Origin of the sequence: Bradyrhizobium sp. ISRA430, assembly GCF_029909975.1 — a bacterium.
GTDB lineage: Bacteria > Pseudomonadota > Alphaproteobacteria > Rhizobiales > Xanthobacteraceae > Bradyrhizobium.
The window spans coordinates 607,461-632,104 of the sequence record NZ_CP094516.1; the positions used below are offsets into that span (position 1 = coordinate 607,461).

26 protein-coding genes and 1 tRNA gene are annotated in these 24,644 nt (G+C 64.8%); 19 read left to right on the top strand and 8 right to left on the bottom strand.

The window, feature by feature from the left end; all coding sequences use genetic code 11:
• Positions 1-20: 20 nt before the first annotated feature.
• Together MTX21_RS03275 and MTX21_RS03280 are read right to left on the bottom strand one after the other, a co-directional pair.
• Positions 21-1,322, bottom strand: a complete 1,302-nt coding sequence (locus tag MTX21_RS03275; protein WP_280970959.1) for a dihydroorotase — start codon at positions 1,320-1,322, stop codon at positions 21-23.
• 5 nt (positions 1,323-1,327) lie between these two features.
• Positions 1,328-2,275: an aspartate carbamoyltransferase catalytic subunit gene (locus tag MTX21_RS03280; RefSeq protein WP_280970496.1), complete on the bottom strand. Its 948-nt coding sequence runs from the start codon at positions 2,273-2,275 to the stop codon at positions 1,328-1,330.
• Positions 2,276-2,521: 246 nt separating this feature from the next.
• Here MTX21_RS03280 and MTX21_RS03285 point away from each other — a divergent pair, with 246 nt between their 5' ends.
• The 4 genes from MTX21_RS03285 to MTX21_RS03300 all read left to right on the top strand — a co-directional run bounded on the left by MTX21_RS03285 (position 2,522) and on the right by MTX21_RS03300 (position 6,710).
• Positions 2,522-3,292: a M15 family metallopeptidase gene (locus tag MTX21_RS03285; protein ID WP_280970497.1), complete on the top strand. Its 771-nt coding sequence runs from the start codon at positions 2,522-2,524 to the stop codon at positions 3,290-3,292.
• 20 nt (positions 3,293-3,312) lie between these two features.
• Positions 3,313-4,956: an acyl-CoA dehydrogenase family protein gene (locus tag MTX21_RS03290; protein WP_280970498.1), complete on the top strand. Its 1,644-nt coding sequence runs from the start codon at positions 3,313-3,315 to the stop codon at positions 4,954-4,956.
• Positions 4,957-5,040: 84 nt separating this feature from the next.
• Positions 5,041-5,811, top strand: coding sequence for a type II CAAX endopeptidase family protein (locus tag MTX21_RS03295; protein WP_280970499.1), 771 nt, complete (start codon positions 5,041-5,043; stop codon positions 5,809-5,811).
• Positions 5,812-6,080: 269 nt separating this feature from the next.
• Positions 6,081-6,710 (top strand): type II CAAX endopeptidase family protein, encoded by a 630-nt coding sequence (locus MTX21_RS03300; RefSeq protein WP_280970500.1) that lies wholly within the window; start codon positions 6,081-6,083, stop codon positions 6,708-6,710.
• On the opposite strand, the gene MTX21_RS03305 is transcribed toward MTX21_RS03300, so the two are convergent.
• Together MTX21_RS03305 and ruvX are read right to left on the bottom strand one after the other, a co-directional pair.
• Positions 6,707-7,636: an AEC family transporter gene (locus MTX21_RS03305; RefSeq protein WP_280970501.1), complete on the bottom strand. Its 930-nt coding sequence runs from the start codon at positions 7,634-7,636 to the stop codon at positions 6,707-6,709. The two genes, MTX21_RS03300 and MTX21_RS03305, sit on opposite strands and share 4 nt — an antisense overlap.
• A complete protein-coding gene (gene ruvX / locus MTX21_RS03310) occupies positions 7,633-8,130 on the bottom strand; it encodes a Holliday junction resolvase RuvX (protein ID WP_280970502.1) in 498 nt (165 codons plus the stop codon). The genes MTX21_RS03305 and ruvX overlap by 4 nt, the downstream gene beginning before the upstream one ends.
• 43 nt (positions 8,131-8,173) lie before the next feature.
• Between ruvX and MTX21_RS03315 the strand changes: the two genes are divergently transcribed.
• Entirely contained in the window at positions 8,174-8,386 is a 213-nt protein-coding gene (locus MTX21_RS03315) for a hypothetical protein (protein WP_280970503.1), read from the top strand.
• Here the strand turns inward: MTX21_RS03315 and MTX21_RS03320 are convergent.
• Positions 8,373-9,263 carry a LysR family transcriptional regulator gene (locus MTX21_RS03320; protein WP_280970504.1) on the bottom strand — a complete coding sequence of 297 codons (891 nt, stop codon included), beginning with the start codon at positions 9,261-9,263 and terminating at the stop codon, positions 8,373-8,375. The two genes, MTX21_RS03315 and MTX21_RS03320, sit on opposite strands and share 14 nt — an antisense overlap.
• A gap of 96 nt (positions 9,264-9,359) precedes the next feature.
• Between MTX21_RS03320 and MTX21_RS03325 the strand changes: the two genes are divergently transcribed.
• The 10 genes from MTX21_RS03325 to MTX21_RS03370 all read left to right on the top strand — a co-directional run bounded on the left by MTX21_RS03325 (position 9,360) and on the right by MTX21_RS03370 (position 17,721).
• A complete protein-coding gene (locus MTX21_RS03325; RefSeq protein ID WP_280970505.1) occupies positions 9,360-10,388 on the top strand; it encodes a nitronate monooxygenase in 1,029 nt (342 codons plus the stop codon).
• A 103-nt stretch (positions 10,389-10,491) separates the two neighbouring features.
• On the top strand, positions 10,492-11,568 hold the full coding sequence (locus MTX21_RS03330) for a nitronate monooxygenase family protein (protein ID WP_280970506.1): 1,077 nt from the start codon (positions 10,492-10,494) through the stop codon (positions 11,566-11,568).
• Between the two features lie 76 nt (positions 11,569-11,644).
• Positions 11,645-11,932: an Asp-tRNA(Asn)/Glu-tRNA(Gln) amidotransferase subunit GatC gene (gatC, locus tag MTX21_RS03335; RefSeq protein ID WP_280970507.1), complete on the top strand. Its 288-nt coding sequence runs from the start codon at positions 11,645-11,647 to the stop codon at positions 11,930-11,932.
• Positions 11,933-12,011: 79 nt separating this feature from the next.
• Positions 12,012-12,224 carry a hypothetical protein gene (locus tag MTX21_RS03340; protein ID WP_280970508.1) on the top strand — a complete coding sequence of 71 codons (213 nt, stop codon included), beginning with the start codon at positions 12,012-12,014 and terminating at the stop codon, positions 12,222-12,224.
• Positions 12,221-13,696 (top strand): Asp-tRNA(Asn)/Glu-tRNA(Gln) amidotransferase subunit GatA, encoded by a 1,476-nt coding sequence (gene gatA, locus MTX21_RS03345; protein WP_280970509.1) that lies wholly within the window; start codon positions 12,221-12,223, stop codon positions 13,694-13,696. The genes MTX21_RS03340 and gatA overlap by 4 nt, the downstream gene beginning before the upstream one ends.
• Positions 13,687-13,989, top strand: coding sequence for a hypothetical protein (locus MTX21_RS03350; protein WP_280970510.1), 303 nt, complete (start codon positions 13,687-13,689; stop codon positions 13,987-13,989). The genes gatA and MTX21_RS03350 overlap by 10 nt, the downstream gene beginning before the upstream one ends.
• Entirely contained in the window at positions 13,986-15,464 is a 1,479-nt protein-coding gene (gene gatB, locus MTX21_RS03355) for an Asp-tRNA(Asn)/Glu-tRNA(Gln) amidotransferase subunit GatB (protein ID WP_280970511.1), read from the top strand. The genes MTX21_RS03350 and gatB overlap by 4 nt, the downstream gene beginning before the upstream one ends.
• 1,439 nt (positions 15,465-16,903) lie before the next feature.
• Positions 16,904-17,170 (top strand): hypothetical protein, encoded by a 267-nt coding sequence (locus tag MTX21_RS03360; RefSeq protein ID WP_280970512.1) that lies wholly within the window; start codon positions 16,904-16,906, stop codon positions 17,168-17,170.
• 94 nt (positions 17,171-17,264) lie between these two features.
• Positions 17,265-17,474, top strand: a complete 210-nt coding sequence (locus tag MTX21_RS03365; protein WP_280970513.1) for a hypothetical protein — start codon at positions 17,265-17,267, stop codon at positions 17,472-17,474.
• A 153-nt stretch (positions 17,475-17,627) separates the two neighbouring features.
• Positions 17,628-17,721: transfer RNA gene (locus tag MTX21_RS03370), tRNA-Ser, on the top strand.
• A 187-nt stretch (positions 17,722-17,908) separates the two neighbouring features.
• Here MTX21_RS03370 and MTX21_RS03375 read toward each other — a convergent pair.
• The gene (locus tag MTX21_RS03375; RefSeq protein ID WP_280970514.1) at positions 17,909-20,320 is read right to left on the bottom strand and encodes a lytic transglycosylase domain-containing protein; all 2,412 of its coding nucleotides are present in this window, start codon (positions 20,318-20,320) and stop codon (positions 17,909-17,911) included.
• Between the two features lie 281 nt (positions 20,321-20,601).
• Between MTX21_RS03375 and dapA the strand changes: the two genes are divergently transcribed.
• From dapA to MTX21_RS03395, 4 genes are read left to right on the top strand one after another with little or no spacing between them, the layout of a single operon-like run.
• On the top strand, positions 20,602-21,492 hold the full coding sequence (gene dapA, locus MTX21_RS03380; protein WP_280970515.1) for a 4-hydroxy-tetrahydrodipicolinate synthase: 891 nt from the start codon (positions 20,602-20,604) through the stop codon (positions 21,490-21,492).
• 50 nt (positions 21,493-21,542) lie between these two features.
• Positions 21,543-21,959 (top strand): large conductance mechanosensitive channel protein MscL, encoded by a 417-nt coding sequence (gene mscL / locus MTX21_RS03385; protein WP_279377762.1) that lies wholly within the window; start codon positions 21,543-21,545, stop codon positions 21,957-21,959.
• Positions 21,960-22,018: 59 nt separating this feature from the next.
• Positions 22,019-22,492 (top strand): SsrA-binding protein SmpB, encoded by a 474-nt coding sequence (gene smpB, locus MTX21_RS03390; protein ID WP_027553126.1) that lies wholly within the window; start codon positions 22,019-22,021, stop codon positions 22,490-22,492.
• Positions 22,493-22,496: 4 nt separating this feature from the next.
• A complete protein-coding gene (locus MTX21_RS03395; protein ID WP_280970516.1) occupies positions 22,497-23,078 on the top strand; it encodes a peroxiredoxin in 582 nt (193 codons plus the stop codon).
• Here MTX21_RS03395 and MTX21_RS03400 read toward each other — a convergent pair.
• Both MTX21_RS03400 and MTX21_RS03405 read right to left on the bottom strand, forming a co-directional pair.
• Entirely contained in the window at positions 23,075-23,749 is a 675-nt protein-coding gene (locus MTX21_RS03400) for a uracil-DNA glycosylase (RefSeq protein ID WP_280970517.1), read from the bottom strand. The two genes, MTX21_RS03395 and MTX21_RS03400, sit on opposite strands and share 4 nt — an antisense overlap.
• On the bottom strand, positions 23,730-24,374 hold the full coding sequence (locus MTX21_RS03405) for an NYN domain-containing protein (protein ID WP_280970518.1): 645 nt from the start codon (positions 24,372-24,374) through the stop codon (positions 23,730-23,732). The genes MTX21_RS03400 and MTX21_RS03405 overlap by 20 nt, the downstream gene beginning before the upstream one ends.
• Positions 24,375-24,644: the final 270 nt, after the last annotated feature.

Consider the following 24,644-nt stretch of genomic DNA (forward strand, 5'->3'; position numbering starts at 1 on the left):
GGTCCACTCTCCATGCCAGCCTAGACATGCTCATAGACCGTCCGCCCGCCGACGATGGTACGCATCACGCGCCCTGTAAAGCGGGCTTCGTCGAACGGGGTGTTCTTGCATGGCGATTTGAGATCGACGGGATCGACGACCCAAGGCGTATCGGGATCGACCACGATGACGTCCGCCGGCGCGCCCGGGCGCAAGGTTCCACCCGGCAGGCCAAGCAGCTCGGCAGGCCGGGTCGACATCGCGCGGATCAGCGTCTTCAGTTCCATCTCGCCATTATGCACCAGCCTGAGACCCGCCGGCAGCATGGTCTCGAGGCCGACGGCACCGGAAGCGGCCTCTGCGAACGGCAGGCGCTTGACCTCGACGTCCTGCGGATTGTGGTCGGACATGATGACATCGACGAGGCCCGAGGCCACCGCCGCGACCAGCGCGCGGCGATCGTCCTCAGTGCGCAGCGGCGGCGACAGCTTCAGGAAGGTGCGGTAGGGCCCGATGTCGTTCTCGTTCAGCGCAATGTTGTTGATCGAGACCGAGGCGCTGACGGAGAGCCCAGCGTCGCGGGCGCGCTTCAAAATGTCGAGGGAGTCGATGCAGGACAGCGAGGCCGCGTGGTAGCGGCCGCCGGTCAGCGCGACGAGCCGCATGTCGCGCTCCAGGATCACCGCTTCTGCGGCGTTGGGGATGCCCATCAGTCCGAGGCGGGTCGCGAATTCGCCTTCGTTCATCACGCCTTCGCCGACGAGATCGGGGTCCTCGGTGTGATGCACGATCAGCGCATCGAAATCGCGGGCATAGGTCAACGCGCGGCGCATCACCTGCGCGTTGGTCACGCTCCTGTCGCCATCGCTGAAGGCGACGGCGCCGGCGGCCTTGAGCAGGCCGAACTCGGTCATTTCCTCGCCGCGCAGACCCTTCGTCAGTGCGGCCATCGGCTGGATATTGACGATCGCGGTGTCGCGGGCTCTGCGCATCACGAAATCGACGGTTGCCGAATTGTCGATGACGGGCGAGGTGTCGGGCTGGCAGATGATGGTGGTGACGCCGCCGGTCGCGGCCGCCTGGCTTGCGGAGGCGAAGGTCTCGCGGTGGCTGAAGCCCGGCTCGCCGACGAAGGCGCGCATATCGACGAGGCCCGGGGCGACGATCTTGCCGGAGCAGTTGACGATGTCGGTGCCTTCGGGGACGCCGGCTGCGCCGATGCCGCGCCGGGTCTCGCGGATGATGCCATCGGCAATCAGGACGTCGCCGATGCCGTCGAAATCCCGTGAGGGATCGACGACGCGGGCGTTGGCGAGCAGGATGGGGCGGCGGTCGATCAGCATCGGCATCACGCGTTCGGCAAGTTGCGGGCGAGCGCTTCCAGTACGGCCATGCGCACGGCGACGCCCATTTCCACTTGTTCGCGGATCAGGGACTGCGCCCCGTCGGCGACGGCGGAGTCGATCTCCACGCCACGGTTCATGGGACCGGGATGCATCACGAGTGCGTCCGGCTTGGCGTAAGCGAGCTTCTTCTGGTCGAGCCCGAAATAGTTGAAGTACTCGCTTGACGACGGCACGAAGGAGCCGTTCATCCGCTCGCGCTGGAGCCGCAGCATCATGACGATGTCGGCGCCCTCCAGCCCCTCGCGCATGTCGCGCGCGACCTCGACGCCCATCCGCTCGATCCCGGGCGGCAGCAGCGTGGAGGGGCCGACGACGCGGACACGGGCGCCCATGGTGTTGAGCAGGATGATGTTGGAGCGGGCAACGCGCGAATGCAGCACGTCGCCGCAGATCGCGACCACGAGTCCCTCGATCCGGCCCTTGTTGCGGCGGATGGTCAGCGCGTCGAGCAGGGCTTGCGTGGGATGCTCATGCGCGCCGTCGCCGGCATTGATCACGGAACCGTCAACCTTGCGCGCCAGCAGTTCCACCGCGCCGGAGGCGTGATGGCGCACCACCAGGATGTCCGGATGCATCGCGTTCAACGTGACCGCGGTGTCCATCAGCGTTTCGCCCTTGCGGATCGAGGACGATGACACCGACATGTTCATGACGTCGGCGCCCAGCCGCTTGCCGGCAAGCTCGAACGAGGACTGGGTCCGGGTCGAGGCCTCGAAGAACAGGTTCACTTGCGTCCGTCCACGCAGGACGGTGCGCTTCTTGTCAACCTGGCGGTTGAGCTCGACATACTCTTCGGACAGGTCGAGAAGGCCGGTGATGTCGGCCGCGGAAAGGCCCTCGATGCCCAGCAAATGCCGGTGGCCGAGGACGAAGGTCGATTTCGATGTCATTAAAAGCAGAGCTATAGGCGGGGATGGGTGAGGGGGCAAGGGCCAAAGCTGAGGAAGTGAGTTATCCCCCGATCAGTCCCGGGTGTCGTGCGGCGCGCCCCTATCTGATGTGTCGCAGCTCTCCGTCATGCCTGGGCTTGTCTCGGACATCCACGCCCTTTTTGCGTCAAATGCGATAGAAGATCGTGGACGGCCGGGCATAGGCGAGCGGAAGCGACGCCGTCCTTCGGACGGCTATGCCCGGCCATGACGATGTGGGGGCTTTCGTTGAAGACAACTCTGACAGCGCTCTTGGCCGCAATAACGATCAGCGCAGCCCACGCCCAGTCGCTGCCCGGCGGCTTCGTCTATTTACGCGACATCGATCCCACGATCATCCAGGACATCCGCTACGCCTCCGCCAACAATTTCGTCGGCCGTCCACTCAATGGCTATGGCGCGGGCGAGTGCGTGGTGAAGCGGGAGGTTGGGATGCGGCTGAAGGCGGTTCAGCAGGAACTCGCCAGCCAAAATCTCTCGCTCAAGATGTTCGACTGCTACCGGCCGGCGCGCGCGTCCCTTGACATGGTCGCGTGGTCGCAGAACGGGCGGGAGACGGCCGCCGAGCGGCGCTACAATCCAAAAATTCCCAAGACCGAGCTGTTTCGCCTCGGCTACATCGCGAGCCGCTCGCAGCATTCCACCGGCGCCGCGCTCGACCTGACGCTGGTCGATCTCAAGGCCGACAATTCCGCCAAATTCGATCGATCAAAAGCCTATGCCGACTGCACCGCGCCGGTCGAGGCCCGGCCACCCGAAGGCAGCGTCGACATGGGCACCGGCTACGACTGCACCGATGTGAAGGGCCACACCGCGGCACGGTCGATCACGCCGGAGCAGCGCGCCTGGCGCAAGAGGCTGGTGGCCGCCATGGCCAGGCAAGGCTTTGTGAACTATTCGAAGGAGTGGTGGCATTTTTCCCTGCCGGGGGCAGGCGGGGCGGCCTATGATTTCCCGATCCAGCCGCGGCGGAACTGATTCCGGTCCGAGGACACGCCATGACCCAGCCGAGCTTCGCAACCCACGAGGTCTTCAACCAGTCGCCGCCCTTCGAGGACGTCGATCTCTTTGGAACGGACCGTCCTCTGGTCGAGGCGGTGAAGGGCAATGGCGGTGCCGCCGCGGAACAGGAGCTCTCCGACTTCGGCAAGCACTGGGGCTCGGCGGCGATGGCCGAGCGCGGGCGCGTGGCCAACGAGAACACGCCAAAGCTGCGCACCTTCGATTCCAAAGGCAACCGCCGCGACCAGGTCGAGTTTCATCCCGCCTATCATGAGTTGATGGCGCACAGCGCGCATGCCGGCGTGCACAATTCCACCTGGACTGTGGATGGGAAACCTTCGGGCGATGCTGCCGAGGTCATCCGCGCGGCAAAATTCTACATCGCCGCGCAGGTCGAGACCGGCCATCTCTGCCCGATCACGATGACGCGTGCCTCCGTCGCAGCGTTGGCGCTGCAACCCGACTTGCTTGCGCGCGTGATGCCGGTGCTGTCGACGCAAAGCTATGATCCTGCCTTCGCGCCATGGTGGCAGAAGCGCGGCATGACGCTCGGCATGGGCATGACCGAGAAGCAGGGTGGCACTGACGTCCGCGCCAACATGAGCCGCGCCGCGCGCGATGGGAACGCCTATCTGATCACGGGCCACAAATGGTTCATGTCCGCGCCGATGTGCGATGCCTTTCTCGTGCTCGCGCAGGCCGAGAACGGGTTGACCTGCTTCTTCATGCCGCGCTTTGCACCGGACGGATCGGTGAACGCGCTCCAGTTTCAGCGGCTGAAGGACAAGCTCGGTAATCGCTCGAATGCCTCATCGGAGGTCGAGTTCGTCGGCGCCTATGCCGAACGGGTGGGCGAGGAGGGCAAGGGCATCCGCACCATCATCCAGATGGTGCAGCTCACGCGGCAGGATTGCGCGATCGCCTCCAGCGGACTGATGCGTTCGGGCCTTGCCCACGCGCTGCACCATGCACGTCATCGCAGCGTGTTCCAGAAGCATCTGGCCGATCAGCCGCTGATGCAGGCGGTGCTGTCGGACATGGCGCTGCATGTGGAAGCGAGCGTCGCCTTGGTGATGCGCCTCTGCCGCGCCTTCGATCGCACGCCGCGCGATCCGACCGAAGCCGCCTACATGCGGCTGCTGACGCCCGCGATCAAATACTGGACCTGCAAGACCGCACCAGGCTTCCTCTACGAGGCGATGGAATGCCTCGGCGGCAACGGCTACGTCGAAGAGGGCATTTTGGCGCGCCACTATCGCGAGGCGCCGGTCAACGCGATCTGGGAAGGTTCGGGCAACGTGATGTGTCTCGACGTGCTCCGTGCGCTGGCGCGGGAGCCGGATGCGGCGATGGCGGTCCTGCAGGGGCTCGTTGCGGAGGCAAAGGGCTTGTCCGGAGCAGGTGAGGCGGCCGCTTTCATCGGCAACACCTTTCGCCGCGCGGATGGCGAGCGCGTCGCGCGCCTTGCGGTCGAGAAGCTTGCACTGCTTGCCGCCGCCGCCGCGCTCAACGGCGTCTCACCCCGCCACGCCGAGCTGTTCGCCGCCACGCGCCTCGCCGCGAACCACGCCAGCATGTATGGAGCGGTGGAGCTGGAGAGCGGAGATGTTCGGGCGCTGCTGGAACGGGCGCTGCCGTGAATTCTCCGGCGACTTGTTGCTCCGTCTTTCCGGGTTCGCCCTTTGGGCGCCCCGGAATGATTGCTTCCTAACGAAAGCCTCCTGATGGACACCCTCAATCCCCAACACCCGCCACTGATCATGTCGCCTGCGGACCACAAGCCGCGCGTCTGGAAATTCTGGGGCACGGCGCTGTGGGGTGTCCTCGTCTTCGTTGCGATGTTCGTCGGGCAGGTCGGGGCGATCGTCGTTCTCGTGGCGCTTCGCGGCCACCCGATCGACCTGGCCTCGATTGAGCTCGTTGGCCACGAGCCTCAGGCGCTCGCGCTGTCGGTGATCATGGGCCTGCCGGCGACGCTGGCGGCGGTCTGGCTCGCCGTCTGCCTCAAGCGCGCATCCTTCGTCGACTATCTCGCGCTGCGCTGGCCGTCCTGGAAGCAACTCCTGGTCGGCGCCATCGGTCTCCTCCTGCTGGTGCTGGCCTGGGAGACAATGTCGCGGGCGCTCGGCCGCGAGGCGACGCCGGGGTTCATGACCGATCTCCTGAAATCGGGCCGCGACAAGGGAGCAGCAGTGTTGCTGCTGCTCGCCTTCAGCGTCGCCGCGCCGATGTCCGAGGAAGTGCTCGCGCGCGGTTTCCTCTATCGGGGCTGGTCGGCAAGCTTCCTGCGCGTGCCCGGCGCGATCATCCTGTCGTCGCTGGTCTGGACGGTCGTGCATCTGCAGTACGACATGTACTTCCTCGCAGAGGTCTTCACGATCGGCGTGTGGTTCGGCTATATGCGCTATCGCGCCAACTCGCTGTGGCTCACCATCGTGCTGCATGCGCTGAACAATATGACCGCGGTGGTGCTGACGATGTGGCTGGGCAGTTAGGCGGGCGCTTGCCACAAGTTCTGTGACGATCCGATAGGTACCTCGCCGCCACCGGCGCCATTGGTCATTGACGGCCGGCAAAACGGTTCTGTACTCTGGGTAGAGTAAATATTTTACTCTCTTAAGAGTTGTCTTTTATGACGGATCTCAAAAACGTTAGCGGTCGCGTCCCAGTCTCGCCGTTGGCGCGTCGGACCTGGGACTTCTGGGAGACAACGCTCATAGCCTTGATCGCAGATGGCGCTTTCGTTCTGACGGGCGGAGTGGTCGTGAGCATCATCCTGGCCGTCAAAGCCGGGCCGAAGATATTAGCTCCAGGGGAACTCCAGGCGTTGGCGTCACAGGGGCGTTGGTATGGCGTCTGGCTCATCGCGGGGACGTTGCCTGCCATCGCGGTGCTCTGGATTGCGATCCGCATGGCCGGCAGAGAGTTTGGCGAGTATCTCGCTCTGAATTGGCCAACCGGCGGCGAGATAGTGCGCGCCCTCGCCATCACGACGATCTTTTTGTCAATCGAGGGATTCGTGCTCTCGAAGATGGGTGCGGCAGGAGGATATCAGCCCGATCCCATGCTCGTTGTCGGAGGGGCCGCGGGATTGCTCGCGTGGCTCATTGGAGGCTGTATCGCTGGACCTCTCGTCGAAGAGTTTGTTGTTCGCGGCTTCTTGTTCCGCGGCTGGTCGCAATCTTCTCTGGGCCCGATCGGGGCTATTGTCCTGACATCCGCAGTATGGGCAATGAACCATACCCAGTACGATTGGTTCGGGCGCCTGCTTATTTTCGCTTTCGGACTTGTTCTTGGCTACCTTCGATGGACCAGCAATTCCACATGGCCCACGGTGGTGGCCCATTCGGCCTGCAACACCTTCATCCTTTTTACATTGGGGCGCTACGTCTAGCGCGCAGCAACCAGCGCGATCGTGATCGGCATCGTCACCGCTGCCAAAATCGTCTGCAGCGTGATGATCTGCGCCAGCAGCGGCGCGTCGCCGCCCATCTGGCGGGCGAGCACATAGGCGCTGGGCGAGGTCGGCACCGCGGCGCAGATCGCGACGATCGCGAGGCTGTTGCCGGTCAGGCCGAACCAGGCGGCCAGCGCCAGTGCGAGCACGGGCATCAGCACCAGCTTGAACACCACGCCGATCGCTGCGCTCGCGCTGGGGCGAAGCAGGCCTTTGAGGTGCAGGCCGGCGCCGGTGACGAGCAGGCCGATTGCGAGTGAGGAGCGGCTCAGCGCATCCGCGACATCGTGCCAGATTTTTGGTAGCGGCAAATGGACGAGGTTGATGAAAAGACCGATGGCGCAGGCCCAGATCAGGGGATTGCACGCCACCGTCATGACGATGGCGCGCGCCGATTGCTTTTCCGGCGCGGCGTAGTGCGCGAGCACGGCGACGCTGAACACGTTGACCAGCGGAATGATTGCGACCATCGCCACCGAGGCGAGCGCCAGCCCGACATCGCCGAACATATTGGCCGAGACGGAGAGCGCCACGTAGGTCTGCCAGCGGGTCGCGCCCTGGAAGATCGAAGAGAAGGCCGGGCCATCGATCTGGAGCCGCGCCAGGGCAGGGCGCAGCGCGAGGCACAGCAGCGACATCGTGAGCACTGACAACAGCAGCGCGCCTCCGACGCCGGCGACCGGCACCTTGCCGAGATCAGCCCTCACCAGCGTCTGGATCAGGAGCATCGGAAACAGCACGAAATAGGTCAGCCGCTCCAGCCCGTGCCATTGCGTGTCGAGCGGCATCAGGGTGCGCTTGAGCACGACGCCGAGCACGATGAGGATGAAGACCGGCAGAAGTGCCGCGATCACGACAATCATTGATCAGCCGGTCCCGAGGCTGCGCGGAGATTGGCGAGCCTGTCGAGCGCGCCCTGCAGGATGAAGATCGCGGCGTGCTCGTCGATGACCTCGGCGCGCTTGGCGCGGCTGACGTCCATGCCGATCAGCTCCCGCTCGACCGCTGCCGTCGAGAGGCGCTCGTCCCACAAGCCGATCGGCAGCTCCGTGAGGCCGGCGAGGTTGCGGGCGAAGGCGCGGGTCGATTGCGCGCGTGGTCCCTCGCTGCCATCCATGTTGATGGGCAGTCCGAGCACGAAGCCGGCTGCCTTGCGCTCGCTCGCGATCGCAAGCAGCCGGCCTGCGTCCTGCTTGAACGCCTTGCGCTGGATGGTCTCGACCCCGGTCGCGAGCCGGCGGTCAGGATCGGAGACGGCGACGCCGATGGTCTTGGTGCCGAGGTCAAGCCCGATCAGCGCGCCGCGCGCGGACCAGTGGGTTGCAGCATCGACCAGGGACAGGATAGGAGCCGGCATGGCATCAGCGCATAGCATGCGTCGCGCCGCGGAGTGAAGAACAATGGATGCGCTGACCCTATTCGGCCTGTTTGCCGTGACCGCGATGCTGGTCTGCTATGCGATGGAAGACCGCAGCCACTGGTTCGTGCTGCTGTTCGCCGCCTCTGCGCTCGGCTCGGCCTACGGCTTTCTGCAGGGCGCCTGGCCGTTCGGCCTCGTCGAGGCGATCTGGGCCGTCGTCGCACTGCGGCGATGGCATCTCAGGCCGCGATGACATCGTCGTCCGCCTTGAGGCAGGACACGAAACCGCTGAGCGCGCTGTATTGATGTCCGCTGCGGCGCTGGATGAAGAGCGTCTCCACGTGGGCGTGCGCCGGGTTCAGCGCATGGATCGATACGTTGCCGATCATCGCACTGCGTTCGACCACGGCGCGCGGCAGCAGGCTCACGCCCATGTCGGCGGCGACGCAGCCGATCATGCCGTCGAGGGTGCCGAGCTCGAACCGCGCTGCCGACGGCCAGCCGAACTCGACGAAGATCTGCTCGAGCCGCTGGCGGTAGGTGCAGCCGGTGCGGAACACCAGCGCCGTCGGCCCTGACTCGGGCGTAGCGGCGCGCAGCTCCTTCAGCGACGTCCAGCGCCGCGCGCTGACCAGCACCAGCTCTTCGCGGAATGCGATGACAGTCACGAGCTCGGCGTGCTCGATCGGTCCGGCGACAAAGGCACCGTCGAGGACGCCGTCGAGCACGGCGGCGACGAGGTCGGCGGTGGTCGCCGTGCGCAGCGTCAGCCGCACCGCGGGGAAGCGGCGGTGGAAATCGGCGAGCAGCGGCGGCAGCCGCACGGCGGCGGTGGTCTCCATCGAGCCGATCGCCAGCGGCCCCTTTGGCTCGCCATCGTCCCGCGCGGCGAGCACAGCCTCATGCGACAACGCCGCCATCTTCTGTGCGTAGGGCAGAAGACGCTTGCCGGCGGGGGTCAAAGTCATGCCGCGGCTGTGCCGCTCGAACAGCGGCGTGCCGATCTCGGCCTCCAGCGCCTTGACCCGCTGGGTGACGTTCGACTGCACGGTGTTGAGCTCTTCGGCGGCGCGGGTGATGCCGCCGGCGCGGGCCACTGCGGCAAAGGTTTTGATATCGCTGAGTTCCATGGTCTCGTTTCGATTCCGAGATGGCACCGTTCACAAGAATTCAATTTTCGAGAATGCTATTCGCGCCTAGTCTTGCTGTCCAGAGCGGGAGGACCCATGCCGATCACCACGCCGCTGACGGAGCTGCTCGGGATCACGCATCCGATCCTGTCGGCGCCCATGGATACGATCGCGGGCAGCCGGCTGACCCGCGCCGTCAGCGATGCCGGCGGTTTCGGCATCCTGGGTGGCGGCTATGGCGACCGGGCCCGGCTCGAGGCCGACACCGCCAGGCTGAAAGGCTTTGCGCCGTTCGGCATCGGCTTCATCACCTGGAGCCTTGCAAGGCAGCCCGATCTTCTCGATATCGCGCTCGACGCTGGGCCGCAGGCCATCATGCTGTCGTTCGGCGATCCCGCGCCGTTTGCGCCGCGCATCAGGGCGCGCGGTGCGCGATTGATCTGCCAGGTCCAGAGCGAGGACATGGCGAAGCAGGCGCTGGACGCCGGCGCGGAGATCCTGATCGCGCAGGGCACTGAAGCCGGCGGCCATGGCGCATCGCGCACCACCGTCGACATCGTGCCGGCAGTCGTCGATCTTGCGGCCGGGCGCGTGCCGGTGGTTGCGGCGGGCGGCATCGCCGATGGTCGCGGCTTGGCGGCGATGATGATGCTCGGCGCGTCCGGCGTGTTGATCGGGACGCGCTTCTACGCGAGCGTGGAGGCCGACGGCGCGGAGGAGGCGAAGCAGCGCATTCGCGCGGCGAACGCCAACGACACCGTGCGCGGCGTCATCGTCGATTGGTCACGGAGCCTGTTCTGGCCGGCGCCGTTCACCGCACGCACGCTGGTCAATGATCATATCCGGCGATGGACCGGCCGCGAGATCGAGCTCATGCAGCGAGCAGGCGAGGTCGCCGTGGAGTATGCTGCGGCGAAAGCCGCAGGCAATTTTGAGATCGCAGCCGTCTTTGCCGGCGAGGCCGTCGGCTTGATCCATGATATTCCGCCCGCCGCCGAGATCGTCGAGCGGATCGCGACCGAAGCAGAGCAACTTCTTGCCGGCCAGCGCAATTCGGCGGGAGGTGCCTTTCCTTCTCCCCTTGTTGTGGGAGAAGGTGGCGCGGATGCAATCCGCGCCGGATGAGGGGTCTGTCTCCGCGGATACAAACCCCTCACCCGGCGCCTTCGGCGCCACCCTCTCCCACAAGGGGAGAGGGTTTGCAGCGAGCCAACTAGAGAGAAAAACCATGTGGCCTGACCGTCGACTGATCGATCTCTTCAAGACCGAATTCCCGATCGTGCTGGCGCCGATGGCCGGCGTGATGGATGCGGAGCTTGTGATCGCGGCCGCGCAAGGCGGTGCGCTGGGTTCGCTGCCCTGCGCAATGTTGTCGGCAGAGAAGGCGCGGGAGCAGGTTGGCGTCATCCGTCAGCGCGTCGCTGCGCCGGTGAACATGAACTTCTTCTGCCACACGCCGATCGATCTCACGACTGAAGCCGAAGCACGCTGGAAGCAGCGGCTAGCGGGCTACTACACCGAACACGGCCTCGATCCGGCCGCGCCGATCAATGCGGCCAACCGCGCGCCGTTCGATGCGGCCTTCTGCGAGGTGGTGGAGGAGCTGAAGCCGGAGGTCGTCAGCTTTCATTTCGGCCTGCCGGAGGAGACGCTGCTCAAGCGAGTCAAGGCGGCCGGATGCATCGTCATCTCGTCGGCCACAACGGTCAAGGAAGCGGTCTGGCTCGAGCAGCACGGCGTCGACGCCGTGATCGCGCAGGGCGCGGAGGCGGGCGGTCATCGCGGCATGTTCCTGACGGAGAATATCAGCGAGCAGCCCGGCACTTTCGCGCTGGTGCCGCAGGTCGTCGACGCCGTGAAGGTACCGGTGATCGCCTGCGGCGGCATCGCCGATGGACGCGGGATTGCCGCGGCCTTTGCCCTCGGCGCATCCGGCGTGCAGATCGGCAGCGCGTATCTGCGCTGTCCGGAATCCAAGGTCACGCCCGGGGGCCGCAAGGCGCTCGCCGAGGCGCGGGACGATTCCACCGTCATCACCAATGTGATGACCGGCCGGCCGGCGCGCGGGGTCCAGAACCGACTGATGCGCGAGGTCGGCCCGATCTCGCCGGACGCGCCCGCCTTTCCCCATGCCGCGACCGCACTGGGGCCGCTCAAGGCGGCGGCCGAAAAGCAGGGCCGGGTGGATTTCACCAATCTCTGGGCCGGCCAGGCGATCGGCCTGGGCCGCGAGCTGCCGGCGGCCGAATTGACCCGGGAGCTCGCCAAAACGGCGCAGGGCCGCCTGAAAGCGCTGACCGGCTAGGCACCTGCGCCGGTTGCGGTGCAAAACAGGCCTCTGCTATACGGCGGATAGGTTTTGCCGTGAGAGGCCTTATATAATGTCCGTCGACGCTGCTATCGTCCGCCGCATCGCGCATCTGGCGCGTATCGCGGTTTCCGACGACGAGGTTCCGCACTTGCAGGGCGAGCTCAACGCTATGCTCGCCTTTGTCGAACAGCTCTCGGAGGTCAATGTCGAGGGCGTCGAGCCGATGACCTCGGTGACCCCGATGCAGATGAAGAAGCGTCAGGACGTGGTCAACGACGGCGAGATCGCCGACGATATCGTTGCCAATGCGCCGGCGACCGAAGGTCACTTCTTTCTGGTGCCGAAGGTCGTCGAGTAACATAGCGTTTTCAAGCGAAGTGGATTCCGGTTCGCGTGAAGAAAACGCGTCAAACAAAAGACCGCTAGGAACAGGTCCGATGTGCCTGCTATGCGACGATGAGAAGGCCTACCAGGCCTACATGAACTATCTCGACAAGATGGAGCGGCAGGGCAAAGCTGCCGATCCCAACGTCGCCGTCAATGCCGTGCTCGACGAGCTCGAGGCGGCGGCGAAAGCCTCCGCCAAAAAAGACGACCCGGCCAACGACAAGACCCTGTCTCCGTTCTTCTGCAGCCCGATCAATAAATGACCGATTTGACATCGCTGACGCTCGCCGAGGCCCGCAAGGGGCTCGCCGACAAATCTTTCACGTCACTGGAATTGACCGACGCGCATCTCGGCGCGATGGAAGCCGCGCGCGTGCTCAACGCCTTCGTCATGGAGACGCCGGACCAGGCGCGCGCCATGGCCCGCGAGGCCGATACCAAGATCGCCAAGGGCGATGCCGGCCCGCTCGCCGGCATTCCCCTCGGCATCAAGGACCTCTTTGCGACCAAGGGCGTGCGCACCACGGCGTGCTCGAAGATCCTCGGCAACTTCGTGCCGACCTATGAATCGACGATCACCTCGCAGCTCTGGCGCGACGGCGCGGTGATGCTCGGCAAGCTCAACAACGACGAGTTCGCAATGGGCTCGTCGAACGAGACCTCCTGCTTCGGTCCCGTCGGCAATCCGTGGCGGCGCGATGGCTCCAACACCACGCTGGTGCCAGGCGGCTCGTCCGGCGGCTCGGCGTCGGCGGTGGCCGCGCTGCTCTGCATGGGCGCGACCGCGACCGACACCGGCGGCTCGATTCGCCAGCCGGCAGCCTTCACCGCGACCGTCGGTATCAAGCCGACCTATGGCCGCTGCTCGCGCTGGGGCATCGTCGCCTTTGCCTCCTCGCTCGATCAGGCAGGTCCAATCGCGCGCAGCGTGCGTGACGCCGCGATGCTGCTGCGCTCGATGGCCGGTCACGACCCGAAGGATACGACCTCGGTCGACATCGCGGTGCCGGACTACGAGGCTGCGATCGGCAAGTCCGTGAAGGGCATGAAGATCGGTATCCCCAAGGAGTATCGGCTCGACGGCATGCCGGCCGAGATCGAGAAGCTCTGGAGCGAGGGCGCGGCCTGGCTCAGGAGCGCCGGCGCCGAGCTCGTCGAGGTGTCGCTGCCGCACACCAAGTATGCGCTGCCGGCCTACTACATCGTAGCGCCGGCGGAAGCCTCCTCCAACCTCGCGCGCTATGACGGTGTGCGCTACGGCCTGCGCGAGCAGGGCAGGAATATCATCGGGATGTACGAGAACACCCGCGCCGAAGGCTTTGGCGCCGAGGTGAAGCGGCGCGTGATGATCGGCACCTATGTGCTGTCGGCCGGCTACTACGACGCCTATTACCTGCGCGCGCAAAAGGTGCGCACGCTGATCAAGAAGGACTTTGAGGATTGCTTCGCCAAGGGTGTCGACGCCATCCTCACGCCGGCAACGCCGTCGGCCGCCTTCGGCATCGGCGAGAAGGGCGGCGCCGATCCGGTCGAGATGTATCTGAACGACATCTTCACGGTGACCGTGAACATGGCGGGCCTGCCCGGCATCGCCGTGCCCGCGGGCAGGGATGCGCAAGGTTTGCCGCTCGGCTTGCAGCTTATAGGCCGTCCCTTCGACGAGGAGACGCTGTTCTCGCTCGGCGAGGTGATCGAGCAGGCGGTCGGCCGCTTCACGCCCGTGAGGTGGTGGTGAATTTGGCGGCGTACATCGCCAGCCTCGACGGCGCCGCGCCCGCGCCGGATCTCAGCGCGCCGCTGGCAGGCCTCTGGTGGGCCGCCAAGGGCGACTGGGACCAGGCGCACAAGATCGTTCAGGACGAGGACAGCCGCGAGGCGGCCTGGGTGCATGCGTACTTGCACCGCGTCGAGGGCGATCTCGGCAATGCCGGCTACTGGTACCGCCAGGCGGGCCAGCCGGCGGCAAAAGATTCATTGCAGGCGGAGTGGGAGCGGATTGCTGCCACGCTGCTCGGGAGCACGACATGAGCACGGCCACGCACAAGCTTCTCAAAGGCGCCACCGGCGACTGGGAGATGGTCATCGGCATGGAGATCCACGCCCAGGTGACGTCGAGCTCAAAACTGTTCTCGGGCGCATCCACCGCGTTCGGCGGCGATCCGAACACGCACGTCTCTCTCGTCGACGCGGCGATGCCCGGCATGCTGCCCGTGATCAACGAGGAATGCGTCAGGCAGGCTGTCCGGACCGGGCTTGGCCTGAACGCGAAGATCAATCTGCGCTCGGTGTTCGATCGCAAGAACTATTTCTATCCAGATTCACCGCAGGGCTACCAGATCAGCCAGTACAAGTCGCCGGTCGTGGGCGAAGGCGAGGTGCTGGTCGAGCTCGACGGCGGCCGCAGCGTCACCGTCGGCATCGAGCGGCTGCATCTGGAGCAGGACGCCGGCAAATTGCTGCACGACCAATCGCCGTCCATGTCCTATGTCGATCTCAACCGCTGCGGCGTGGCGCTGATGGAGATCGTCTCCAAGCCCGATATCCGCGATGCCGAGCAGGCCAAGGCCTATGTGACGAAGCTGCGCTCGATCCTGCGCTATCTCGGCACCTGCGACGGCGACATGGAGAAGGGTAACCTGCGCGCCGACGTCAACGTCTCGGTGCGCAAGCCCGGCGGTCCGCTCGGCACCCGCTGCGAGATCAAGAACATGAACTCGATCAACTTCATCGGCCAGGCGATCGAGTACGAGGCGCGCCGCCAGATCGAGATCCTCGAGGACGGCGGCGAGATCGAGCAGGAGACGCGGCTGTACGACCCCAACAAGGGCGAGACGCGCTCGATGCGGTCCAAGGAAGAGGCGCACGACTATCGCTACTTCCCCGACCCCGATCTCTTGCCGCTCGAGTTCAGCCAGGCCTTCGTCGACGAGCTGAAGGCGAAGCTTCCCGAGCTGCCGGACCAGAAGAAAGCGCGTTTCGTCGCCGACTTCGGCCTCTCCGCCTACGACGCCAGCGTGCTGGTCGCCGAGCGCGAGAGCGCTGTGTTCTATGAGACGGCGCTGGACAGGCTCGCCAACCGCGCGCGCGACGGCAAGCTGGTGGCGAACTGGGTGATCAACGAGCTGTTCGGGCGTCTCAACAAGGAAGGCCGGGACATTGCGAGCTCACCCGTCACGGCCGAGCAGCTTGCCGCGATCGTCGATCTGATCGGCGAGGGCACGATCAGCGGAAAGATCGCCAAGGATCTGTTCGAGATCGTCTGGCAAGAAGGCGGCGATCCCCGCGCGCTGGTCGAAAGCCGCGGCATGAAGCAGGTCACCGACCTCTCGGCGATCGAGAAGGTGGTCGACGACATCATCGCGTCCAATCCCGACAAGGTCGCGCAGGTGAAAGACAAGCCGCAGGCGCTCGGCTGGTTCGTCGGCCAGGTGATGAAGTCGTCCGGCGGCAAGGCCAATCCCCAAGCCGTCAACGATCTGCTAAAGTCCAAGCTCGGCCTCTGACATGTCGCGGTGACGGCGCGCCGTCACCGCGAGCGAGCCTCCGCGCATCCGTCTCGCGCACACGACGACAGCGACCATCGCCCCGATCACGCTCTTCAAGCCCAACCGAATCGCCGTCTTCGATTCGCGTGAAAGGCGGCTTCGAACGCGCGCCGGGGAGCGCCGGCGGCGTTAAGCATGAAAATATTTTCGTTGCCAAAAGTCACGACTCAGAGTCCGCGCAATGCCTTTCCCGCGCCTTCGAGCGAGTCGCAGCGCACATCTTCGCAATGATCGCGTGCGAAGCACGAGTGCAGAAAAATACTTGCTGCATAGGGTTTTCGTGCAATCGCAATGCACAGCGACGATGAGGCTGCAGGCGCCTTCTGCAATCGCAAGCGTGCGTCCTGCGGCGCGTTCACACCAAGCGCGCAAGGCGTACGCGGCTTGCTGCGTCAACACTTCCTTAAGCGAGACGCTGTTTTTTTCGTTGTGTTGGTGTATTCGGGATGAAGTGCATTCGATCCCCGAATGCACGCAGCGATTAAAGCCATCTCACACATCGGAGGGCAACATGGCCAAGAAAGCGAAGAAGGCGAAGAAGGCGAAGAGCGCAGTGAAGAAGACTGCGAAGAAGACCCGCAAGGTCGCGAAGAAGAAGAAGTAACTTCGCTACTGAAGTTGCCGGCTCCTCGATAGCCGGCACGTCATCAGCGCCTACGGGCTCTGGTCGACGATAGAGGGTGTCGGCGAGACATCAGGTCAACGGTCGGATCATTCGTCTTTCGCAAGCGCGCGAAAGTCAGGTCCGGCAGAAGAAACCGAGTTTTCTTCGTTCGGTGTGGTCTCCCTCAAGGGGCTCCGCAATTTCACAAGCGGCCTGCTGGCCACAGTGGAATCTGGTCCTGACGTGTTCGCCGACGCCCTCGTTCCCTTGAGCCGGCATCCTGGCCGGCATTTCATTTCCCGACATTTCGATACGACGCGCGGTAACGCTTGCCAGCGAGCAGGCGATCGTCGCCCGTGACCATCGCGCCCATGTGCGGGCGCCGTCGTCCAGGCTGGGCGTTTCCCTTATTCCAGAAGCGGCCGTCGGCTCACTGAAGCGCAACGCCTCGGCGTCGCAGATTCCCCGCTTTCGCCGGCCGCGGGGACGCGGCGCGGTTGCCGCTCGTGCTTCCGACTGCGCATGATGGTTATCGATGTCCGAAAATCACAGGGTAAACCAACTCTGACGAATCGCAGAAGTGTCTGTGAATCGGGGGCTTCTTGCATTCGCCTCACCGGTCTCGCGCCTTCGCGTTTACGTCTCCTTCATCGCGATACTTAAACTGCCATTCAAAATTGCCCGCCATCATCTCCTCCAACAAGCCGGCAAACGGCATGGGGACGAGTTGAACAGTTGGACGGGAGCCGCGCTCGGGGGAACGAGGCGGCACAATGATAAAAGGGGATGCGACATGTTTCAGGGGACCTTCGATCTGGAGACGGCGACGCCGATCGGCACAAGCGCGTTGTCGGACGTGCTGTTCGAGCGCGGACTGTATTGGGCGAGCGGCCGTGCCGGCCTGGTCGACCTCGTCGCCGCGCACAAATGGTTTAACCTTGCCGCGCTGAAGGGCCGCAAAGACGCGATTGCGCTGCGCCAGGAAGTCGCCGGGCAGATGTCGGAAGCCGAAATCTCCGCCGCGCAGCGCGAGGCGAGGGCCTGGGTCTCCACGCACTGAGCTGATGAATCGCGCGGAGGTCGGTGTATTCACGGCCTGACCTCGTTGCGCTGAATCAAGTTCATGCTTCGTGCCACGGGTTAGACCGCACGGCATGAGCGATACCGACAACACGGGCCAGTGGCTGCCGATTCAGATCGCGCCCGATGAATGTGATCTGGAACTCGGACGGCTGCACAAGACCGGCATCGTGCCCTGGACTTTTCCATGCCGGCGCAAATCCGGCGTGTGGTTCAATGTCTGGGCCGGCGAGGCGGTGCTGATTTCGCCGTCGCATTGGCGGGTCTGGCGATCCCGCCGCTAGTTGCGGACATATCAACACGGGGGGGAGGCGTGGGGGCCGGCTTGGCGCGCAGCTCCTGGGTTGAAATGCGGAGCTGGCTTTCAGGTGAAAGAATGCGCCGAGGCAAATCTGCCGCTTGCGGCTCGCCGCTGTGTCGGGCATACCCCCCGTATTGGAGACGTGGCCGAGTGGCTGAAGGCGGCGGTTTGCTAAACCGTTATAGGCTTGTAAAGGCCTATCGAGGGTTCGAATCCCTCCGTCTCCGCCAGTTGAGATGCCCGGCCTGAGCCTCGAATCGCCCTCACGGCGTGTCCCAGGACGGCAATCCGATCACAGTTTCGTGTTTCTGGCCGACACCCGTCGGAGAGTCCACGCCATAGGACCGATTCGGACCGTTCTCTTGCCGCTGTGATCGAGCCGCCCGTCTGACCAGCGAAGCTGCCAGCTCTCGAGGGCTATTCCACGCTGCCAGCGCCGCGACGCAGATCAGCTTCGATCTGCAAGCGCGTGCCTCCGCCGAAGCGGGCGCGGTAGACCTGAAGATTCTCCATGATCCGCTGCACGTAGTTGCGCGTCTCGGAGAACGGGATCAGCTCGACCCAGTCGACCGCATCGACCTTCGGGTCACGCGGGTCGCCGTAGCGGTCGATCCACTTCTTCACGCTGCCGCGGCCGGCGTTGTAGGCAGCAAACGTCATGATGTAGGAGCCGCGATAGTCCTCGAGCAGTCCACCGAGTTCGGCGGCGCCGAGCGTGGCGTTGTAGGCCGAGTCGTTCTTGAGTCGGGACAGGTCGTAGGTCGCCCCGTGCCGTTTGCAGACATAGCGCGCGGCATCCGGCGTCACCTGCATCAGACCATAGGCCTGCGCCGGCGAGACCACGGAGGGATTGAACGCGCTTTCCTGCCGCGCAATGGCGTAGACGATGCTGCGCTCGACCTCGGGGCCGATCTGAGTGAACTGCGGAATGCCGTTGACCGGGTAGGCGTAGAAGTCGAACGGCAGTCCCCGATTGAGCGCGGCCTTGCCAAGCAGCAGCATGCCGCGTGCGTCGCTGTAGCGCTGGGTGAGCTCGCCGAGGCCGGCAAGGGCCTCCGGATCGCCGTTCTCACCCATGTCGGCGAGCATCGGCACCGCGAGCTCGCGCTCGTCGAGCTCGTAGAGCAAGTGCGCCGCGCGCACGATCTCGAGCCGTTCGGCGCCGCGGCCCCGCGGCGCGCTGTTGAGCGCGATCTGCGGCAGGCCGAGCTTGGCGCGGGCGAGCTGCCCGTAATAGCTGGTCGACTGTTCTGCGGCCCGCGCGTAGGCGTTGCGCGCCTCCTGCTGGCGGCCCGCCGCTTCCGCCGCGCGGCCCTGCCAGTAGCCGGCGCGCGCCAGCGTAGTCGGATTGACGCTGCCGACCCCGATCCGTGCAAAATGCTGGGCGGCGGTCGAGGGATCGTTGAGGAAGCGCAGCGCGATCCATCCCGCGGTGAATTCCTGCTCGGTCTTGTAGATGTCGCGCGAGGGCAGCGCGGCGTCGCGCGCGATGAGATAGGCGCTACGGAATTCCTCCGTGTCGATCATCTTGCGCGCCAGCAGGCGCCGCTCGATCCACCATTCGTCGAGATTGTAGAGCCGGTTCGGATCCTTCGGCGCCGACAACATGAGCTGGGCGGCTTCCGCAAACTTCTCCTCGCGACGCAGGAGCTGGATCTTGCTGAAGATGTAGCCAGGGTCGCCGTGCAATTCGCGCGGCACGGCCTCGAGCAGGGCGCGCGTGTTGGGTGCCTTCCTGTAGGCGGCGATGCGGGCCTTGGCGAGCGCGACATAGCCGGCGCCGAGGCGCTTGGCGGCGCGCAGCGCAGCCTCATGCTCGCTGCCGTAGAGCAGCGTGTCCATCCGCGCCTTCTGGTCGCCCGGGGTGAGCAGGGCGCCGAACTGATCGAGTGCGTTGTTCTCGGTCTCCTCCGACATCGAATCGCTGCGCCAGGCCTCGCGTACCAGCCGCTCCGCATTGGCGCGGTCGCCGCGCGCCAGCATCGCCTTGGCGAGCGAAAAGCGGCCCTTCGCCGAGATCGGAGACTCGTTCTCGAACCACGACCACGCGACCGAATCATCGCGCCTGTCGTCCCACATCGCGGCCTCGAGGCGCCGGCGCAGGAAGGTCTGCGACGGCCAGCTCGGATTGGCGGCGAGGAAGGCGCGGTAGCGCTCCACGCTCGCGCCGTTGTCCTCGCTGCGCAGGATGATCCATTCCGCGAGCTTGCGCGCGACGGGGTCGGCGATGCCGGCTGCGGCGTTGGTTGCATCGGCGGCTTTGCGCTTGCGCACGAGCTCGATGACGTTTTCCAGCGTGTCCTTGTCGCCTTGCGAGGTCGATGATGTCGCGGCGACCGCGGCCGGCAGCACCGGCTTGCGTGGCGCCGCATGCTGGCGCGTTGCCGGAGCCAGCACAGGGGCTGCGACCGGTCTGACGGCGGCCGGGGCGGCAGGTCTGACGGTGGCCGTCGGGGCCGGCGCGGGTGAGGTCTGGGAGGCCGAACCGTTGGCGGTCGGTCGTGATTTTGGCGCCGGCGCCGCAGCCTTAGGCTTGTGCTTGTCCTTCGCGGGTTCCTTGCCGGCATCCTTGGCGGGTTCCTTGGCAGGTTTCTTCGCGGCATCCTTGGCCGGGATGCTAGCGGCTCCCTTGCTCGCTCCCTTCGCTGCGTCCTTGCCTGTTTCCTTGGCCGATCCTTTGGAAGCTCCCTTCGCGGTATCTTTGGGGGCCTGCTTCGCGGTTTCCTTGGAAGTTTCCTTGGAAGTTTCCTTGGCAGTTTCCTTGGCCCCGTCCTGGGTCGTCTCATTGGACTTGGCCCAGGCGGCACAACCGACCGACAGCCCTGCCATCAGGCACGCGAGCAGACCGGTAGATCGCCATGTGGCGCGACGAAAGGAAATCACGGCGTCACATCGCCCCCGAATCAGTCAAGTCGCTGAAGACCTAGCAATATTTGATTGAATATGCGGACAAATTACCAACAGCCGCTTACCTCCGCCGGCTTTGCACCATCACCGCGGCAAAATCGCGGCCTAAACGGTGCGTCACCGGGCTGCGGCCCTTTTACCGGCCGGATAGACCCGATATGTATGGGGCTTGCTCTCAAGCTCGCCGCGTACGGAGGAAGTCCATGGCAGCCAAGACGAAATTCCGGGGGTCGTTCACCGCCTTGGTCACGCCGTTCAAGAACGGCTCGCTTGACGAGGCGGCGTTCCGCTCGCTGGTGAACTGGCAGATCGCCGAGGGCACCCACGGCCTCGTCCCCGTCGGCACCACCGGCGAGAGCCCGACGCTCAGCCATGACGAGCACAAGAAGGTCGTCGAATGGTGCATCGATGAGGCCAAGGGGCGCGTGCCTGTGATCGCCGGCGCCGGCTCCAACTCGACCAAGGAAGCCATCGAGCTCGCGCAGCATGCCGAGAAGGCGGGCGCGAACGCCGTGCTCGTCGTGACGCCCTACTACAACAAGCCGACCCAGGAAGGGCTTTACCAGCACTTCAAGGCGATCAACGATGCAATTGGAATTCCTATCATTATCTACAACATCCCGCCGCGCTCGGTGATCGACATGTCGGTCGACACCATGAAGCGGCTGTGGGACCTGAAGAACATCGCCGGCGTCAAGGACGCCACCGCCAGCATGGTGCGGGTGTCGCAGCAGCGCGCGGCGATGGGCGAGGACTTCAACCAGCTCTCGGGGGAGGATGCGACCATCCTCGGCTACATGGCGCACGGCGGCCATGGCTGCATCTCCGTGACCTCCAACGTCGCGCCGCGGCTGTGCTCGGAATTCCACGCGGCCTGGCAGAAGGGCGATCACGCCACCGCCCTGAAGCTGCACGACAAGCTGATGCCGCTGCACAATAACCTCTTCATCGAGAGCAATCCGGCTCCGATCAAGTATGCACTGTCGCTGCTCGGCAAGTTGGACGAGACGCTGCGGCTGCCGATGGTGCCGGTCTCCGAGCCGACGCGCGTCGCGGTGCGCAGCGCCATGGTGCACGCCGGCCTGATCAACTGACGCGTTAGCGTTTGGGAGGTTTCATGAGCGTCCAGGACAAGGGCATGCGCATGCTCAAGGAGTTCCGCGAATTCGCCATGAAGGGCAACGTCGTCGATCTCGCGGTCGCCGTCATCATCGGCGCGGCTTTCGGCGCCATCGTCAATTCGCTGGTCGGCGACGTGATCATGCCGATCATCGGTGCCGCCACCGGCGGGCTCGACTTCTCAAACTACTTCACCCCCTTGTCGAAGGCGGTCACCGCCACCAACTTGGCCGATGCGAAAAAGCAAGGCGCCGTGCTGGCCTGGGGCAGCTTCCTCACGCTGACGATCAACTTCATCATCGTCGCCTTCGTGCTGTTCCTGGTGATCCGGCTGATGAGCCAGTTGAAGCGCAAGGAGGAGGCGGCGCCCGCAGCACCACCGAAGCCGTCTGCCGAGGTCGAGCTGCTCACCGAGATACGCGATCTCCTCAAGAAGTCTTGACGCGCGCGCTTCATCCAAACTGTTAGCGTTGATGCGCATCTCGATCGGATTTGTCTGCCATGGCCGATAAGAACGAACGTCCTATCAAGGTCGTGGCGGAAAATCGCAAAGCCCGCTTCAACTACGCGATCGAGGATACGGTCGAGGCGGGCATCGCGCTGACCGGAACCGAGGTCAAGTCGATCCGCAACGGCAAGAGCACGATCGCGGAATCCTACGCGGATTCGAAGAACGGGGAGATCTGGCTGATCAACGCCAACATTCCCGAATATCTCCAGGGCAATCGCTTCAACCACGAACCGAAGCGGCCTCGAAAGCTGCTCCTGCACCGCAGGCAGATCAACAAGCTGATCGGCGCCGTGGATCGCGAAGGCATGACGCTGATCCCGCTCAAGCTTTACTTCAATGAACGCGGGCGCGCCAAACTGCAGCTCGCGGTTGCGAAGGGCAAGAAGCTGCACGACAAGCGTGAGACCGTGAAGAAGCGCGACTGGGGCCGGGAGAAGGGCCGGCTGATGCGGGCAAGGGGATAGCGAGATGAACCAGAGAAACCTGACCGAGGTCGACTGGAGCAAGATTCCCGCACCCACCGATGACGGCGGCGCCGCGCACCTGAAGGGCAGGGCGCTGCCTCCGATCAGCCTGCGTGCGACCAATGATACCTCGGTGACGCTGTCGACGCTGCGCGGGCGGAGCGTGGTGTTCGCCTATCCGCGCACCGGCGAGCCCGGCAAGATCGCGCTGGTCGACGACTGGGACATGATTCCAGGCGCGCGCGGTTGCACGCCGCAGACCTGTGCGTTCCGCGATCTGTTCTCGGAGCTGAAGGCCGCCGGCGCCGCGCACGTGTTCGGCCTGTCGACCCAGAGCAACGATTACCAGACCGAGATGGCTTCGCGGCTGCATCTGCCGTTTCCGGTGCTTTCGGACGAGCGGCTGGAGCTCACGAGCGCGCTGAACCTTCCGACTATGGATGTTGCGGGGCTGACGCTGATCAAGCGCCTCGCGCTCATCATCGACGACGCGCGCATCACGCACGTGTTCTATCCGGTGTTCCCGCCGGACCGGAACGCTGGCGATGTTCTGGACTGGCTGAAGGCCAATCCATCCGGAGTCTAGCCGAGGTCGGCCTTTACTCGCGCGAACACCTGGCGGAACATCTGCGGCGTGAGCACGCCCGTGTTGGTGTTGTAGCGGGAACAGTGATAGCTGTCGTACAGCCTGATCGCGTCGGCCTGATGCACGGCGCCGTGGCCGAAGGGAGCCTGCGAGCCCTTCAGGTTCAGCGGCTTGAGCACGGTGTCGTGCGCAATCCGCCCGAGCGCGACGATCGCGCGCAGGTTCGGCATCGCCTCGAGGTTTGCTGCGAGAAAGTGGCGGCAGGTGTTGATCTCCGCCGGCAGCGGCTTGTTCTGCGGTGGTACGCAATGCACCGCATTGGCGATCCGGCAGTCCACCAGCTTCAAGCCGTCGTCGGGCCGCGCCTGATAGGTTCCCTTGGCAAATCCGTATTCGATCAGCGTCGCATAGAGCAGGTCGCCGGCATAGTCGCCGGTGAAGGGACGGCCGGTGCGGTTGGCGCCCTGCATCCCCGGCGCGAGGCCGACAATCAGCAGGCGTGCCTTGATGTCGCCGAACGGCGCAACCGGCGCGTTGTGCCAGGACGGCTCGCGCGCGCGGTTCGCCTCGCGAAAGGCAACCAATCGCGGACAGAGCAGACAATCATGGTCGGGTATGACGGTGGAGGCCTGGCGGCTGGACCGGTCCGCCTCAATCGTCGAAGTCGTCATCGCCCCTCGGCGCCATCGTGGTCGCGCGCTGGAGGAATTGCGGGGCGTGGTGCCGCGCCTCGCGCTCGCCACGATCGCGCGGGGCAGGTCGTTCGGACGGGTCGCGGCCGAGCTTGGATTGCAGCTCGACGAGGTCGGTGAAGACGTCAGCCTGGCGGCGCAGCTCGTCGGCGATCATCGGAGGCTGGCTGGCGATGGTGGAGACCACGGTCACCCGCACGCCGCGGCGCTGGACGGCCTCGACCAGGGAACGGAAATCGCCATCACCCGAGAACAGCACCATCTGATCGATGTGCTCGGCGAGCTCCATGGCATCGACCGCGAGCTCGATGTCCATGTTGCCCTTGACCTTGCGGCGGCCGGAGGCGTCGATGAACTCCTTGGTCGCCTTGGTAACGACCGTGTAGCCGTTGTAGTCCAGCCAGTCGATCAGGGGGCGAATCGAAGAGTATTCCTGATCCTCGATGATCGCGGTGTAGTAGAACGCCCGCAAAAGCGTCCCGCGGCTCTGAAATTCCTTCAGCAGGCGCTTGTAATCGATGTCGAAGCCCAGCGTTTTGGCCGTCGCATAGAGATTGGCCCCATCGATGAAGAGCGCGATCTTGTTGGTGGGAGAAGGTGACATTCAGTTGCTCGCGTCGTGTTCGGATGAATCGTTTATTGTTGGCGCGGCAGCAAGCCGCGCAGGTTCAAAGTGCTGCCAAGACCCGTCGAAACCGCAAATCCGGAGAAGTCGGGGCAATCAAGGTATAGTTATGGCGGTGGCGCATCAGTCCGATGCTGCCCTCGATGGCAGCCCGGAAAACCACCCATCCCAGCCCTAATTTGGGGGTAGCAGAGCCGTTTGGCGAGGCCAAATCACAAAATGATCTTGCGAAACCGCCCAGGCCCCTAT

What these genes read in the sequence shown, in the direction of transcription:
- MTX21_RS03330 (WP_280970506.1), top strand. Translation starts at nt 10,492, where the DNA reads ATGTGGCCTGACCGTCGACTGATCGATCTCTTCAAGACCGAATTCCCG.
- dapA (WP_280970515.1), top strand. Translation starts at nt 20,602, where the DNA reads ATGGCAGCCAAGACGAAATTCCGGGGGTCGTTCACCGCCTTGGTCACG.
- smpB (WP_027553126.1), top strand. Translation starts at nt 22,019, where the DNA reads ATGGCCGATAAGAACGAACGTCCTATCAAGGTCGTGGCGGAAAATCGC.
- MTX21_RS03365 (WP_280970513.1), top strand. Translation starts at nt 17,265, where the DNA reads ATGAGCGATACCGACAACACGGGCCAGTGGCTGCCGATTCAGATCGCG.
- MTX21_RS03360 (WP_280970512.1), top strand. Translation starts at nt 16,904, where the DNA reads ATGTTTCAGGGGACCTTCGATCTGGAGACGGCGACGCCGATCGGCACA.
- MTX21_RS03315 (WP_280970503.1), top strand. Translation starts at nt 8,174, where the DNA reads ATGGATGCGCTGACCCTATTCGGCCTGTTTGCCGTGACCGCGATGCTG.
- ruvX (WP_280970502.1), bottom strand. Translation starts at nt 8,130, where the DNA reads ATGCCGGCTCCTATCCTGTCCCTGGTCGATGCTGCAACCCACTGGTCC.
- MTX21_RS03295 (WP_280970499.1), top strand. Translation starts at nt 5,041, where the DNA reads ATGGACACCCTCAATCCCCAACACCCGCCACTGATCATGTCGCCTGCG.
- gatB (WP_280970511.1), top strand. Translation starts at nt 13,986, where the DNA reads ATGAGCACGGCCACGCACAAGCTTCTCAAAGGCGCCACCGGCGACTGG.
- MTX21_RS03375 (WP_280970514.1), bottom strand. Translation starts at nt 20,320, where the DNA reads ATGGCAGGGCTGTCGGTCGGTTGTGCCGCCTGGGCCAAGTCCAATGAG.
- MTX21_RS03285 (WP_280970497.1), top strand. Translation starts at nt 2,522, where the DNA reads ATGACGATGTGGGGGCTTTCGTTGAAGACAACTCTGACAGCGCTCTTG.
- MTX21_RS03400 (WP_280970517.1), bottom strand. Translation starts at nt 23,749, where the DNA reads ATGACGACTTCGACGATTGAGGCGGACCGGTCCAGCCGCCAGGCCTCC.
- MTX21_RS03395 (WP_280970516.1), top strand. Translation starts at nt 22,497, where the DNA reads ATGAACCAGAGAAACCTGACCGAGGTCGACTGGAGCAAGATTCCCGCA.
- MTX21_RS03325 (WP_280970505.1), top strand. Translation starts at nt 9,360, where the DNA reads ATGCCGATCACCACGCCGCTGACGGAGCTGCTCGGGATCACGCATCCG.
- MTX21_RS03340 (WP_280970508.1), top strand. Translation starts at nt 12,012, where the DNA reads ATGTGCCTGCTATGCGACGATGAGAAGGCCTACCAGGCCTACATGAAC.
- MTX21_RS03280 (WP_280970496.1), bottom strand. Translation starts at nt 2,275, where the DNA reads ATGACATCGAAATCGACCTTCGTCCTCGGCCACCGGCATTTGCTGGGC.
- MTX21_RS03320 (WP_280970504.1), bottom strand. Translation starts at nt 9,263, where the DNA reads ATGGAACTCAGCGATATCAAAACCTTTGCCGCAGTGGCCCGCGCCGGC.
- MTX21_RS03305 (WP_280970501.1), bottom strand. Translation starts at nt 7,636, where the DNA reads ATGATTGTCGTGATCGCGGCACTTCTGCCGGTCTTCATCCTCATCGTG.
- gatA (WP_280970509.1), top strand. Translation starts at nt 12,221, where the DNA reads ATGACCGATTTGACATCGCTGACGCTCGCCGAGGCCCGCAAGGGGCTC.
- mscL (WP_279377762.1), top strand. Translation starts at nt 21,543, where the DNA reads ATGCTCAAGGAGTTCCGCGAATTCGCCATGAAGGGCAACGTCGTCGAT.
- MTX21_RS03405 (WP_280970518.1), bottom strand. Translation starts at nt 24,374, where the DNA reads ATGTCACCTTCTCCCACCAACAAGATCGCGCTCTTCATCGATGGGGCC.
- MTX21_RS03275 (WP_280970959.1), bottom strand. Translation starts at nt 1,322, where the DNA reads ATGCTGATCGACCGCCGCCCCATCCTGCTCGCCAACGCCCGCGTCGTC.
- MTX21_RS03290 (WP_280970498.1), top strand. Translation starts at nt 3,313, where the DNA reads ATGACCCAGCCGAGCTTCGCAACCCACGAGGTCTTCAACCAGTCGCCG.
- gatC (WP_280970507.1), top strand. Translation starts at nt 11,645, where the DNA reads ATGTCCGTCGACGCTGCTATCGTCCGCCGCATCGCGCATCTGGCGCGT.